Raw genomic sequence first — 13811 nt, forward strand, 5'->3', positions numbered from 1 at the left:
TTAGGGGCAGTTTTCCGGTTGAGGTCGCAGCAACACGCGTCCCGCCGCCTCGCCGGTGATATGGCTGTGCTCTACCGCCGACCGGCCGTTCACGAACAGCGCCTCGACCCCGACGCTAAGCTCGCGCGGATCGAGATAGGTCGCGCGCGGCGCGAATTTCGCGGGATCGAACACCAGGACATCGGCGAAATACCCCCGTTTCAGATAGCCCCGCTCCGCGATGCGGTAGATATCCGCGACCTGGCCGGTCGACTGGCGGATGAACCGCGCGAGGTCGATCGTCCCCCGCTCGCGCACATAGGTCCGGTATTTCTCCGGATAGGTGGCGAACATGCGCGGGTGGCCGAGCGACCCGTCGGACGATGTGACGACCCAGGGTTGCTGCATCAGCAGCTCGACATCCTCCGGTGCCATGTTGAACGATGCTACCTCGGTCCCGCTGCCCCCCTCGCGCACGACCTGTGCGATGATCGCCAGCGCGGTGTCGACCGGGTCGGTGCCCTGCGCCGCCGCGTATTCCGCCAAAGTGCGGCCCGTCCATGGGCGACCGGGTGCGGTCAGCAGCAGGGATTTCGCCCCGCCCCTGCGCCGCAGGTTCTCCTCCATTTCGCTGCGGATCCGCGCCGCCGTCTTCGGCTCCCCGAGCCGCGCCAGAAGTGCCTGGCCGCCGCCATCGACCGCCCAGCGCGGCAGCAGCGAGGCATCCAGGCTCGATCCCGAAGCGAGCCAGGGATATTGGTCGGCGGTCACGTCGACGCCGCGCGCGCGCGCCGCGTCGATCAGCGCGATCAGCTCCGGCGCCTTGCCCTGCACATCCACGCCCAGCGCCTTGATATGCGCGAAATGGACCGGCGCGCCTGCTTCCTCGCCGATCCGGATCGCCTCGCGGCTCGAGTCCATCAATCCGATCGTGTACGAGGATTCGTCGCGCTGGTGCGTGTCGTAGAGCCCGCCGCGGCTCCCCGCCTCGCGCGCAAGGGCAATCACCTCTTCCGTGGTCGCGAAACTTTGCGGGGCGTAGAACAGGCCGGTCGAGAATCCCGTCGCGCCCGCGCACATCGCGCCTGCCACCATGTCCTTCATCCGGGCGAGTTCCGCCTCGTCCGGCGCGCGCGCGGCATCGCCCAATACGCGGCTGCGCACCGCACCGAACCCGACGAAGGGCACGACGTTGGTGCCTATCCCCGATGCGGCGAGCTTGCGCGCGTCCTCGGCGACATCGGGCGTGCCGCCGCCGTCGACCCCGATGACGACCGTGCTCGCACCCTGGGCCAGCCACGCCGCGTTCACGCGCTCGGCCGGATCGTCGGAGCGCAGAAAGATGTCCGCATGGGTGTGGGGATCGATGAAGCCGGGCGCGACGATCATGCCGCCCGCTTCGATCACCCGCTTCGCCGCGAAGGACTTCGGCGGCCCCACGTAAGCGATCCGGTCGCCGGCGATCGCGACGTCGCCGGTGAAGGGCGCATCCTCGCTACCGTCGTACACCGTGCCGCCCTTGATCACGACGTCGACCGGTGGAGGAGCGGTGGTGGCACAGGCCCCCAGCGCCAGCGAACATGCGAGCGCCATGAGCGAAGTCAGGCTCCGGTTGTTGGTTCGGGACATGGGCAAAGCTCCTCCTGGCGCGCGGCATGCGGCCCGCATCGGAATGATACGGCGTATCCGCGTACGACAGGCATTTACGATCGCCGCCGATCCGTCCACCCCTTTGCCATCCCGCGCCTGCCGGGCGTATAACCCCGGCGAATGCGTGTCCGTCCAAGGAGGTCGTCCAGCCGATGAATCTGCGCCAGATCGAAGTCTTCCACGCCGTGTTTCTTCACGGAACGGTCAGCGCCGCGGCGCGCGCGCTCAACGTCTCGCAGCCCAGCGTCACCAAGGTGTTGCGGCACGCGGAAAAGTCGCTCGGGCTGGACCTGTTCGAGCGCACCAAGGGCCGGTTGATCCCCACCGAGGATGCCCGCACCCTGTTCGGCGAGGTCTCGGATATTCAGGACCGCGTGCGCTCGCTGCGCCAGGCGTGCCAGAACCTGCGCCAGGGCGAAGGCAGCCTGCTGCGCATTTCCGCCCTGCCCTCGCTGGGCCTCGGCGCTTTGCCCGAGGCGGTAGCGCAGTTCACGGCGAAGCGCGGCGAAATCCGCTTCGATCTCCAGACGCTCCATCACGACGAGATCGTGCGCAAACTCTACGAGCGCGAGACCGATATCGCGATCAGTTTCGAGGTTCCCCCCGCCGCACCGGTCGCCCACCAGGTGATTGGAGAGGGCGAGCTGGTGGTGTTGTTCCGGCCCGAGGACCTGCCCGACGCACCATCGCGCCTGCACCTCGCCGATCTGGTGGGCCGGGATTTCATCAGCCCGATCCAGAACGGCCCGATCGGAGAATCGCTACGCAGCGAGCTGGAACGGCTCGACGTGACCCTGACCGAGAGCGCCTCTTCCCGGACCTATTACATCGCGGCGGCGCTGGTGCGGGCGGGCCTCGGCATGGCGATCGTGGACAATTTTACCGCTGAGTCGTCGCTGGCCGCGGGGCTTGAGAGCCGCCCCCTGCAACCCGCGCTCACCTTCAACATCAATGCGGTCTATCTGCAGACCCGGCCCCCGTCGCGCGCGGGCGCGGACTTCCTCGATCTGCTCGCGGACGTCATCGACGCGGTATAGCCGGACGCTATGCCTGCGGTGTCATGCACAAGCTGGGTAAGCCGCCTCCGGACGGTTAGGATCGCGTTCCCTTAGGCTTTCGAGCAACTTATGATCGCGACACCCTATCTTCTGTATCTCGGCAATGCGACCGATCCCTACGCCATCAAGACCGCGCGCGGTCTGGCGATCTTCCGACCGGAAAGCTGCGTCGGCGAATTCCGTACCGATCGCTGCACGTTGACGCTCGACCTGCCGCGCATGGGCTTCGCGGAGGCCGCGGCGGCAGGTGCGCGGACCATGGTGCTGGGCATGGTCAATGCGGGGGGCACGCTCGACCGGGATATAGTCGAGGATGCGATCGCGGCGATGGAGGCCGGCCTCGACATCGCATCCGGCCTGCACCGGCGATTGAAGGACGAGCCTCGACTGGTGGAAGCGGCGGAGCGGACCGGACGCCAGCTCCACGACGTGCGCCACCCGCCTGCCGATCTCGTGGTGGGATCGGGTGAGCCGAGGGCGGGCAACCGGCTGCTGACGGTCGGCACCGATTGTTCGTCCGGCAAGATGTTCACGACCCTGGCGCTGCAACGCGGGATGGAGGCGCGCGGCGTCGCGTGCGATTTTCGTGCGACCGGTCAGACGGGCATACTGGTGGCGGGCGCGGGCGTCCCGCTGGACGCCGTGGTAGCGGACTTCATCTCGGGCGCGATCGAACAACTTGCACCTGCCCGGCACGACGATGGCTGGGATCTGATCGAGGGCCAGGGATCGCTGTTCCACCCTTCCTTCGCAGGCGTCTCGACCGGGCTGCTGCACGGTGCCCAGCCCGCCGCGCTGGTGATGTGCCACGATCCCACGCGGCGGGTGATGCGCGGGCTGACCCGCCGCGCGCCGCCCGAGCTCGGCGAATGTATTGCAGCCAATTTGGCCACGGCGCGGCTGACCAGCCCCGACGTGCGAATGATCGGCATCGCGCTCAACACCTCCAGCCTCGATGCCAACGAAGCGCTGGCGTTGTGCCTGCGCTTGCAGGACGAACACGGCCTGCCGTGCATCGATCCGCGTCGCATGGGCGTGGAGCCGATCCTCGACGCGCTGCTCGGGCCGATCGAAGGGGCCGAGCGGGCCTGATGGCGACACCGCCGCGCACCCTTTCCGCTCGCCACGAAAGCCTCCCGCTCGCCCGGCCATTCCGCATCTCGCGCGGGGTGAAGACGGCGGCGGACGTGGTGACGGTCGCCATCGCGCAGGACGGTGCCGTGGGGCGCGGCGAGGGTGTGCCCTACCCGCGTTACGGCGAAAGCGTGGCGAGCGCGCTCGCGGCGATCGAAGCGCAGCGTTCCGCGATCGAGGCCGGGGTCGGTCAGGAGGAACTGCTGGACCTCATGCCCGCCGGCGCGGCGCGCAATGCGGTGGACTGCGCGCTCTGGGATCTCGAAGCGCAGTTGGCGGGAAAGAGCGTTTTCGCGGCGCTCGGCCTCGCCGAACCGCTGGCACCGATCCCAACCGCCCTCACCGTCGGCCTCGACACGCCCGATGCGATGGGCGCGGCGGCGCGCGATCTGGCCGATGCGGTGCTGATAAAGGTCAAGGTCGATGCCAGCGATCCCGCCGCGCAATTGCGCGCCGTCCGCGAAGCTGCACCGCATCCGCGCCTGATCGTCGATCCCAATGAAAGCTGGTCGATGCGGGAGGTGGAGGGATTGCAGGATCTGATGGTCGACTTGCGTGTCGACCTGCTGGAACAACCTCTTCCTGCGGGAGAGGATCGGGGCCTGGATGGTTTCGGCTCGCGCATTCCGATCGCCGCCGACGAATCCATCCACACCGCCGCCGATCTCGATAGCTTGCCGACCGGGTACGCCGTTGCCAACGTGAAGCTCGACAAGTCGGGCGGGCTCACCGCGGCGCTGGAGCTGGCGCACGGAGCGCGCGAACGCGGGCTCGGCCTCATGACCGGGTGCATGGTCAGCTCGTCGCTCTCGATCGCCCCTGCCCTGGCGCTGGCTGCGGATAGCGCGTTCGTCGATCTGGACGGCCCGCTCTGGCTGGCCGAAGATCGCCCGGACGGTGTCTCGCTGGCAGACGGCATGCTGCGTGCGCCTCGTGCCGGATTCTGGGGCGCGTCAGGGTAGGAGGGATGAGCATGGGGGGATGGTTGCGGCGATGGCAGGCGATGGCGCTGTGGCGCCGCGTGCTGGTCGGCCTCGTCGCCGGGATCGCCTTCGGCCTGCTCGCTCCCTCGGCGACCGCCTATATCGCCTTTCTCGGCGATCTGTTCGTGCGGCTGATCCGCATGCTGGTGGTGCCGATCGTCTTCATCAGCATCGCCTCGGGCGTCACCGCGCTCGCCGATCCGCGCAGACTGGGCGCGGTCGGCGGTCGCACGGTCGCCCTGTTCGCCTTCACCACCGCCTGCGCGGTCATGATCGGGATGGCCATGGGCCTGCTGATCGAGCCGGGCGCGGGCGCAGCCATCGGCAATGGCGAGGCGTATCAGCTGGGCGAACCTGTGTCGGTTTACGACCAGCTGATGGGGATCGTGCCCGTCAACGTGGTCGAGGCGCTGGTCTCTGGCGACATGCTCGCGATCATCTTCTTCTCGATCGCCTTCGGTTTCGCCACCGTGCTGGCGGGCGAGGAAGGGCGACCGGTCGCCGTGCTGCTGCAATCGGCCGCGCGAATCCTGTTCCGCCTTGTCGCGCTGGTAATGGAGTTCACACCGTACGGGGTCTTCTCACTGATCGCGGTGGCGGTGGCGCAGAACGGCGTGGCGGTGTTTGCCAACATCGGCTGGCTGGCCCTGTGCGTGGTCATCGGCGTGATCGCGCAGATGGCGCTCGTTCACATGCCCTTGCTCGCCTTGGTCGCCAGGCGGCATGTGGGCCGGTTCTACCGCGCTGCGGTGGACGCGCTCGCCGTGGCCTTTGCCACCGCATCCTCGGCCGCGACCTTGCCCGTCGCCCTGCGGATCGCGATCGACAAGATGCACATCGATCGCGGCGTCGCTTCGACCGTGCTTCCGATCGGTGCGAGCATCGGCAAGGACGGGACGGCGATGTATGTCGGGCTGCTCAGCGTCTTCAGCCTGCAGGCGCTGGGCGTGACACCCGATCTCCCCATGCTGGGCATCGTGCTGCTAACCGGATCGCTGGCCGCTTTCGGGACGGCCCCGATACCCTCGGCCTCGCTGTTCATGCTGGCGGCGGTGCTTGCCTCGGTCGGCGTCTCGACCGCACAGACCGCGCTCGTGATCGGCTTCGTCCTGCCGTTCGACCGCCTGCTCGACATGACGCGCACGGTGGCCAGCGCCAGCGCCAACCTGACCGTGACGGCCTCGGTCGCAAGATGGGACAGGGGTGGAACGCTAGACACCGAAGAAAGCTAGCGTAGCGTAGCGGCAGCGGAGTGCCGCCTGCCTCAGCTCCAGTCCTCTTTCATCTTCAACGGACCTTCGCCGTACAGGTAATCGGGATCGAACCGGGCGTAGGCCTTCAGTCGGTCCCAGTCGTCGGTATAAAGATCGCCGCGCCGGATTTCGCCGATGCCCAGTTCCCGCAACTTGCCGACCGCGCGATTGGCATGGATCGCGCTGACTCCGCACATGTCCGCCATGTCGAATTGCGTGAACGGCGTCCTCAGCGCGCGCGTCACCGGGCGGCCGATCAGGGCGAGGCGCGCTTGAAGCTCTGCATACAGATGCGCGATCCGCTGCGGCGCGTCGAGCTGTTCCAGCACCTGGATCCATTTGCGATGGATCGCCGCGTCGAGCAGCGTCGCGAACCACATGGCGCGCGCCACGCCGGGCCGGTCCCGCATCACGGCCCGCAGACTTTCGTGGCTGACGCATCCCACCTGGACCGGGCCAGCTGTCACCACGTTGTGATCCAGTCGCTTGAGCGCGAAGCCGTGCAGATCGACGAAATCGCCCGGTATGTGCAGCCCGACGATGAAGCGACCGTCCTCGCTGTCGATGGAGCGGAAGATATAGCCGTCGATCAGGATGGTACTGCGTTCGGTCGGCGCACCGCGTTCCAGGATACGGGCCCCGTCCCCATGCTGTTCGACCGTCTCGACCAGATCCTCGATATAGCGAAGGTCGTCGAGGCTAAGATTGTCGCGAAGACGCCCCTTGAGAAAATCGCCCGTTCGCGGAAATTCCATATCTGGCCTGTTACCGCTCACTAACTCCATGCAGGCGCGATAAGCGGGAGGAGCAATTTCGGTCTATAGACGGATGTTAGCTTTCTGTTCTTTTCCGGTTTCCGCCGGATCGTCGTCCCTCGCGTCGTCCGGCTTCTCCAGAACGGCGAAGACCTCCTCCCGCACATGCCGCAGCGGATGGGCGATGTGAGGGAGGAAGTTCTCGACCCCTCCTCCGGCGCGGTAACCCCAGCGGCGCATCCTGTGGTCGAGGTCCGCATCGAGCGCGACCGGCACCGCGTAATCGCGGTTGCCGTCCCTGACATCCAGCCGATCCGATTTGCCCGGCAGCGACAGAAAGGCGAGGAAAGCGCGCATCCACCGGTCGGGGCTACGAACGAAATCCTCGTACCGCAGGACGAGCGCGGAATGGAGGAAGGGCAGATCGTCGTACAGCCGTTCGTATGCCTCCACCCCGTAGCGCACGAGTTCATCGGTCGGCGTATCGGTCCATTTGGCCAGCGCCGCCGCCATGACCTGCGGATGACGCAGGACGATCACGAACTGGCAGGTAGGAAAGAGCTGCTGATACAGCCGCATCCGGGTGAGGTTGACCGGCGATTTTTCCAGCCACCACGGCTTTGCCGGATCGAACCACGGCGCCCAGTCCGCAAGCAGGCGCTCGCGCGTCTCGAGCCGGTCGTAGCGCGAGCCCTCCACGTGCCGCTCCCGCGGATCGGTGGCGAAGCTGCCGGGAACGCCATGCAGGGCGGTGTGCGGGATTGCCCCCTGCAGATAGCAGCCTTCGTTTTCTGGAGCGGGCGAGCCCTCTATCGCGCTGACCTGCGCATGGGAGGCGATCGCCCGCGCGATCAGGCTCGTTCCCGTTCGGTGGAGCCCGGCGACGAAGACGAAGCGCGAGCGCACCCGGTCCTACATCCCGTCCCTGAGGGACAGCTCGCCTTCGCCGTAGAGGTAGTCGGGCGTGAAGCGCGCATATTCCTCCAGCCGCGCGCGATCCGGAATACGCACCTCGCCCCGCTGGAAATTCGCCAGCTCGTGCTTGCGCAATTCCGAAATCGCGCGATTGGTATGGATCGGCGTGGCACCGCACATGTCCGCGAGGTCCGTCTGGCGCAGGGGCGTGCTGAAGCCGTCCGCCAGCCCCAACCCCACCATCTCCAGCCTGCGCCAGACCTCCGCAAAGACATGCGCGATCCGTTTGGGCGCGGTGAGCTGTTCCAGCTTCATGATCCATTCGCGATGCATCGCCGCATCGAGCAGGGTGGAAAACCAGAATAGCCGCGCCAGATGCGCGTTTTCTTGCATCACCTGCGTGATCTTCTGATGCGGCACCCGCCCGATCTTGGCCGGCCCGATGCAGTCGATGTTATGATCGAGCCGCTTCAGCGCGAAGCAATGCAAATCCACGAAATCACCGGGCACATGGAAGCTGACCGCATAGCGACGCCCCTCGGTTTCGAGCGTGCGCAGCATAAAGCCTTCGATCAGGATCGTGGAGTGTTCGCACTGGCCGCCGCGCGCGATGATCCGTTCGCCATCTTCCGCCTGGCGCGTATCGCCGACGAGGCTTTCCAGCTGCTGCTTTTCCTCCTCGGACATATCGTGGCGCAATCGGCCGGCAAGAAACCGCCCGGTATTGGGGTATCGCGCCAGTTCCCCCTGCAAATCCATCTCGCGCTTCTCCTGCAAACCCGCGCCCATGCCTGTCGCGGAACATGAATGTTAGCTTGGTCGCCGGCCAGCGTCACCGGTCGTTCGATACATATGCAGTTCGATAACCATGGCTACCCGTGAAGATCGCCGTCCTAGCCCATATTCGTAATGCCATCGCCGAGCCGTTCAATGGGGGGATGGAGGCGCATTGTCACCTGCTGTGTCGCGGCCTGCGCGATGCGGGCCACGAGGTTGTGCTGTTCGGCGCGCGCGGATCGCAGGACGAGGGGCTGTTCGAGATATGCGCCGCTCCCTACGACCGGGTCCTCCCCTGGGCACGCTATCGCGGAACGAGCGAGCTGGCCGCGTATCAGCGCATCGCGTTCGAGCGTGCGCTGCTCGCCATCATGGCGGGCGAGTTCGACGTGGTGCACAACAACTCGCTGTTTCCCGACATCATGACCTGGTGCACCAATGCCGGGATCGCCTGCGTCACGTCGCAGCATGTCCCCCCCTTCGGCGCGATGTTCGATACCGTGCAGAAAGTGGTGCGCTACCCCAATACCCGGATCACCGTGACGTCCGATCACCAGCGCGCCCTGTGGGAATCGCGCGGGTGTGCGGGCCTGCACGTCGTGTCGAACGGGGTGGACGTCGACCACTGGCAGCCCGGCCCGGCGCGCGAGGATCACTTTATCTGGGTGGGACGCATCGTGCCCAACAAGGGGCTTGCGGAAGCGGTGGCGGCGGCGCGGATCGCCGGGGCGAAGCTGCGCATCTTCGGCCCGATCGAGGATGCCGGTTATTTCGCCGACCGGGTCCAGCCGTTCCTGTCCGACGGAATCGAGTATCACGGACACGGTTCGATGCAGGACCTGCGAGCCGAGGTCGGGCGCGCGCAGGGGGCGCTCGTCACCCCGCTCTGGGATGAACCGTTCGGCCTGGTCGCGGCGGAGGCGCTGGCGTGCGGCACGCCGGTCGCCGGGTTCGACCGGGGTGCGCTGGGCGAGGTAGTGGGGGATTGCGGCGTGCTGGTTGCCAGTGGCGACACAGCAGCATTGGCCCATGCCATGACGCAACTGCAGTCGATCGACCGCGACGCGTGTCGGCAACGGGTGCTCGAGCGATTTTCCATCGCCGCGATGATCGCCGGCTACGAAGAGTGCTACACCGCCGCCATCGAGGGGGCGCGGCGCGTATCGCTGCCCCGGCTGGCCTGGTCCTCCAACTGGCCGAGGACCAACGCGCTGCTCGCATAGGGTTGATCCTCCTGCTGCCGGGTGAGCGCCAGATGATGCGCGCTCGGCTCACGCAGCTTGACCCAGCCGCCCCGCCCATCCGGCTCGATCAGGCCCATCAGCCGGAATGCGCGTAGCCAGTGCTGCATGGTCGGCTCGCCCCATTTGTCCGCAAAGACCGCCGCATTGGCGAGCACGCTGTCGAGATGGTGAACCGGCGGCATGTGATGGGGGTGATACTGGTGATAGGCCTTGGCCCCGCGCGCCCACCATATCGGTACCCCGCGCGACGATAGCGTGCGCCCGAAATCGGTGTCCTCCCCCCCATAACCGACATAGCGCGGATCGAACCCTCCTACTTGCGCAAAGGTAGCGGCGCACAGCGCGAAATTAAGCGACCAGAAACAGCGGTAATCCCGGCATTCGCCCAGCTGAGCGATCGGCGGGCCGGCCCTTTCGGAATGCTTCACCGCCACCCGCTGGAACCGCTCGAAATCGATCCCGCCGTCGGTGGCACCCTTGGGCAGATAGCCGACTTCCCCCATCAGCACGCCCTCGCGCAGTTCCGCCGCCGCGGCATAGTCCGCCACCAGTTCGGGATCGGGGATGCAATCCACATCGACGAAGACGAGCAATTCGCCCCGTGCTTCTCGCGCCGCAGCATTGCGCGCTTCGGCCAGGCAGATGCCGCCTTCTCCCAGCATGATCTGCCGCACCGGAAAATCGGTCTTCGGGAGATCGTAGGCCTCGTCCTGCATGACCGCGACGAGGAGTTCGCACGGCGCACGCCGCGACCGCGAAAGTCCCTGCACAAGATTGCGCAAGTGCTCCGCCCGTCCATGGGCCAGGGTACAGACCGATATCTTCACGCCACCACCTCCAGCGGCGGATGCGGTGGCGCGCCGCGCCACAGGCGCTGCGCCGTCTCGTCGAGCCATGCGGCTGCGTCGGCCGCCGGATCGTCGGCGATGACCGCGCGCTGGCGCTCGGGATCGATCAGGCGGGCCGCCGCCCATAACTTCTCCCACCCCGCCGCGTGCGCGGGCCAATGGCGCGCGACCGCCGCCAAGCCTTCTCGGTCGAGCACTTCAGCCTTGCAGACCTGTTCGTCGAAATAGCGCCATTCGGGCACGGCGATCCAGGGCTTGCCTGCGGCTAGGATCATGTGAACGGTGGTATTGCCGCAGGACGAAACCACGCGGTTGGCAGCGGCGATCCAGTCGCGCGGATTGTCGACCCAGCCGCGATGGTCGAGATTGCCCGGCGGCGTCTCGTGCCATTCGCTCCGCACCTGGCCGATCGTCACCCACAGCGTATCGGGTTCGGCCCGTGCACCCAGCGTCAACGGCGCGGTCGGCGTGCCTTCCCCACCACCGCCCGCGACTACCAGAACCATCTCGCGGTCCAGGTCGATACCCAGCCGCTGGCGCGCATCCTCGCGGGTCGGGAAGGGTCGGCAATCGACCCCCACGCCGGACGCATAATGGCTCTTGTCGCGCAGCCGCTGGGGGCGATCGCGCTGCTCCAGGCTGGCGGCATAGGGGGCCAGCAGCCCCACCGCGCTTTCATATGCCGCCATGTGGCCCGGATCGCCGCGCTCGCCATGCTGCAGCACCGCGACATGGGGCACGGAGCACAGCCGGGCGAACTGCCCCAGCTCGGCGGACACGTCCGTCACGAACAGGGCAGGCCGTTCTTCCGCAAACCACCGGGCGATATGCGCGAAGGCTTGCGTGATGTTCGGCCAACCGACCGGCGCGCAATGCACCGTTTCGGGCATCGGTAGCGAGGCCATCGCGGGCGCTTCGCGGCCCGAGGGTTCGAACAGCGACGGAATGCGCTCTATGCGGATACCGCTCTTCAATTCGGGGAAGATGTCGTCGCGGGCACAGAACAGGGTGACGGGACGCAGGTCGATAAGCCGGTTGGCGATTGCCGCCGCCCGCTCCGCATGGCCGCGTCCCTGGTGGTGGACGAAATAGCCGACCGGCCGTGCACCCTTCATGCCACTTCCCTCGCGATTTCGCGGTCGCGCTCGCCACGCCTTCTCGCGCGATATTGCATCAGCACGCCTTCCAGTGCGCCACCACCATGCCGACGGCGTGCGAGATAGACATTGGCCCGGTCCGCCAGCTCAGCGATTTCGGGGGCATAATTGCCGACCAGGATCGCGTTCGCGCAAGCCGTCAGCATGTCGGCGTCGTTGCCACTGTCCCCTGCTGCGAAGACCTGCAGCGGGTCGATGGAAAGGCGATTGGCGACATGGTGCATCGCCGCCGCCTTTCCAGCGCGCGCAGGCAATATATCCAGCAGCCGCTCGTGGCTGAAGACCACACGGGCCGATAGGCCGACCTCGTCGAGCCGAGCGCGAACCTTCTGCACCAAGTCCGCACCCGCGGCGTAATAGCTGCGCTTGAAATCGCGTTGTTCGTGCATGGCCTGGGGGGCAAGACCCTCGATATCCCGCAGCGCGGAGCTGATCGCCACCGGTTCCCAGTCCGCCTCTATCTCGCGCGAGAAGCTTTCGTCGCGCACGAGATCGCCGTCGGCTCGCTCGAAATATATCTCGGTCCCGACCGAGGTAATCCACGCGTCCGGGCGGGGAAGCGCCCAGTCCCGCACCAGTCGCCGCGCTTCGACGATCGACCGGCCAGTCGCGACGACGAAACCGAAATCGCTGCGCCGATGGAGAAAGCGCGAGAAGCGCCCCGCCCCCTCGCCGCAACCCGTCAGCGTATTGTCGAGATCGCTCACCACCAGCCGTGTCCGCACCCGCGATCTGCGCGGTTCACCCTGGCGCAGGACGTCACGGGCGAGGTCCACGAACCGCGCGGCATAGGCATCCCAGTTCATCGCCAGCGAATTGGTGCGACCGTTGTGCGAATAACGCGCCCACAGCGCGTGGTCCGAAACCAGTCGCTCGATCGCAGCACCGATATCCTCCGTCGAGCGCGGATCGACCAGAATGCCGTGATCGAGTTCGGCGAGAATGTCCTGCGGTCCGCCGTTCCGCGTCGCCACCACAGGCAGGCCGTGCGACGCCGCCTCGACCAGCGTCAGGCCGTAAGGCTCGGTCAAGGCGGGATTGACGAACACGCCCCCGGTCCGGGCGGCGAGCCGGTACAATTGCTCTACCTGCTGGCGGGTATGCGTTTTCGGGTAGGCGACGCTGCCGTAAAGGTCGTGCGTATCAACCGCGTTGACGATGTCGCCCAGCACGCCTGCCTGTTCCGGTTCGCCACAGCGCAAGTGCGACCTGAGCCCGGCCAGGACCACGAGGTTGCAATTCTCGCGCAGATACGGCGACCGCCCGAAAGCCTCCACCAGCCGGACCAGGTTCTTCTTGCGCACCGGCCGGGCGATCGCGAGCACCATCGGTTTGGCCAAATCGCGCAATTGCGGGGATACGAGATCGAGCGCGGCGGATACCTCATCGCTCGGGCTCGGTCGATCGATGCCGGGGATCAGCCGGTGAATCCGGCCCACGCGCGCACCGGGATAGACCGTCAACTGCCGCTCGCATTCGTCGCAGGATGATCCGATGACCGCCCTCGCCGCCGCGATCGCGCGGTTCTCCTCCACGATCCGGCCCTGTAGGGCGGACGACGGCTCACCGGTGGCCTTCAGCTTGTCCATGCCGAGCGAATGGGCCGTATAGACGAAGGGGATGCCCAGTTCCTTCTCCACCTGTATCGCGACATCGGCGGCGTCGGCGAAATGGGCGTGGATCAGATCGGGCAGCCGCTCGCGCCCGCGCAGGTCGGCTATGAAAGCGCGGGTAAAGGCGGCCCGATCCGCGCCCAGCGCTTCCTTCGCGAGATAGCGCGGGTTACCGCTGTCGATCCGCCGGACGACGAGCTTGGGCCCCAGCCATTCCTCGCCGCTCGCATGGATGCCGCCGAGTTCGGGTGCATCGAACCTTCGGGTGACGATTTCGGCGAGGTCGACGTCTGCGCGGCGGGCAAGAGCCGACATCTCGCCCAGAATGTAGGCGATATGGCCCCCGGTATCTTCGGTAATTCCGTAACGAACCGGCTCCCCCTTGAGGCAACCGCCCAATGCCAGCGATACGATGTGCAAACGGTGTCCCCCGGTAAAATGCCGG

General features: G+C 66.7%; 12 protein-coding genes. 5 read left to right on the forward strand and 7 right to left on the reverse strand.

All coding sequences use genetic code 11. The features are described from left to right. Entirely contained in the window at positions 1–1608 is a 1608-nt protein-coding gene (locus tag MKP08_RS13235) for an amidohydrolase family protein (RefSeq protein WP_241554224.1), read from the reverse strand. 173 nt (positions 1609–1781) lie between these two features. Between MKP08_RS13235 and MKP08_RS13240 the strand changes: the two genes are divergently transcribed. The 4 genes from MKP08_RS13240 (at position 1782) to MKP08_RS13255 (ending at position 6036) form a co-directional block, all read left to right on the forward strand. Further along, a complete protein-coding gene (locus tag MKP08_RS13240; RefSeq protein WP_241554225.1) occupies positions 1782–2666 on the forward strand; it encodes a LysR family transcriptional regulator in 885 nt (294 codons plus the stop codon). A gap of 90 nt (positions 2667–2756) precedes the next feature. Next, complete coding sequence (dgcN, locus tag MKP08_RS13245) at positions 2757–3779, forward strand: N-acetyltransferase DgcN (protein ID WP_241554226.1); 1023 nt, start codon at positions 2757–2759, stop codon at positions 3777–3779. Then, positions 3779–4783, forward strand: coding sequence for an N-acetyl-D-Glu racemase DgcA (dgcA, locus tag MKP08_RS13250; protein ID WP_241554227.1), 1005 nt, complete (start codon positions 3779–3781; stop codon positions 4781–4783). The genes dgcN and dgcA overlap by 1 nt, the downstream gene beginning before the upstream one ends. Before the next feature lie 5 nt (positions 4784–4788). Beyond that, the gene (locus MKP08_RS13255) at positions 4789–6036 is read left to right on the forward strand and encodes a dicarboxylate/amino acid:cation symporter (RefSeq protein WP_241554228.1); all 1248 of its coding nucleotides are present in this window, start codon (positions 4789–4791) and stop codon (positions 6034–6036) included. A 32-nt stretch (positions 6037–6068) separates the two neighbouring features. Here the strand turns inward: MKP08_RS13255 and MKP08_RS13260 are convergent, their stop codons facing one another. From MKP08_RS13260 to MKP08_RS13270, 3 genes are all read right to left on the reverse strand, one after another. After that, positions 6069–6812, reverse strand: a complete 744-nt coding sequence (locus MKP08_RS13260) for a Crp/Fnr family transcriptional regulator (protein ID WP_241554229.1) — start codon at positions 6810–6812, stop codon at positions 6069–6071. 63 nt (positions 6813–6875) lie between these two features. Then, positions 6876–7718, reverse strand: coding sequence for a sulfotransferase (locus MKP08_RS13265; protein ID WP_241554230.1), 843 nt, complete (start codon positions 7716–7718; stop codon positions 6876–6878). 6 nt (positions 7719–7724) lie between these two features. Next, positions 7725–8516: a Crp/Fnr family transcriptional regulator gene (locus MKP08_RS13270; RefSeq protein ID WP_241554231.1), complete on the reverse strand. Its 792-nt coding sequence runs from the start codon at positions 8514–8516 to the stop codon at positions 7725–7727. A gap of 89 nt (positions 8517–8605) precedes the next feature. Here MKP08_RS13270 and MKP08_RS13275 point away from each other — a divergent pair, with 89 nt between their 5' ends. Continuing rightward, the gene (locus tag MKP08_RS13275; RefSeq protein WP_241554232.1) at positions 8606–9727 is read left to right on the forward strand and encodes a glycosyltransferase; all 1122 of its coding nucleotides are present in this window, start codon (positions 8606–8608) and stop codon (positions 9725–9727) included. Here the strand turns inward: MKP08_RS13275 and MKP08_RS13280 are convergent. From MKP08_RS13280 to MKP08_RS13290, 3 genes are read right to left on the reverse strand one after another with little or no spacing between them, the layout of a single operon-like run. After that, the gene (locus MKP08_RS13280) at positions 9634–10575 is read right to left on the reverse strand and encodes a galactosyltransferase-related protein (protein ID WP_241554233.1); all 942 of its coding nucleotides are present in this window, start codon (positions 10573–10575) and stop codon (positions 9634–9636) included. The two genes, MKP08_RS13275 and MKP08_RS13280, sit on opposite strands and share 94 nt — an antisense overlap. Continuing rightward, positions 10572–11711: a hypothetical protein gene (locus MKP08_RS13285; RefSeq protein ID WP_241554234.1), complete on the reverse strand. Its 1140-nt coding sequence runs from the start codon at positions 11709–11711 to the stop codon at positions 10572–10574. Before MKP08_RS13285 ends, MKP08_RS13280 begins: the two co-directional genes overlap by 4 nt. Next, entirely contained in the window at positions 11708–13786 is a 2079-nt protein-coding gene (locus tag MKP08_RS13290) for an HAD-IIB family hydrolase (RefSeq protein ID WP_241554235.1), read from the reverse strand. Before MKP08_RS13290 ends, MKP08_RS13285 begins: the two co-directional genes overlap by 4 nt. Between the last annotated feature and the right edge of the window lie 25 nt (positions 13787–13811).

This window comes from Erythrobacter sp. LQ02-29, assembly GCF_022576075.2.
Taxonomy (GTDB): domain Bacteria; phylum Pseudomonadota; class Alphaproteobacteria; order Sphingomonadales; family Sphingomonadaceae; genus Alteriqipengyuania.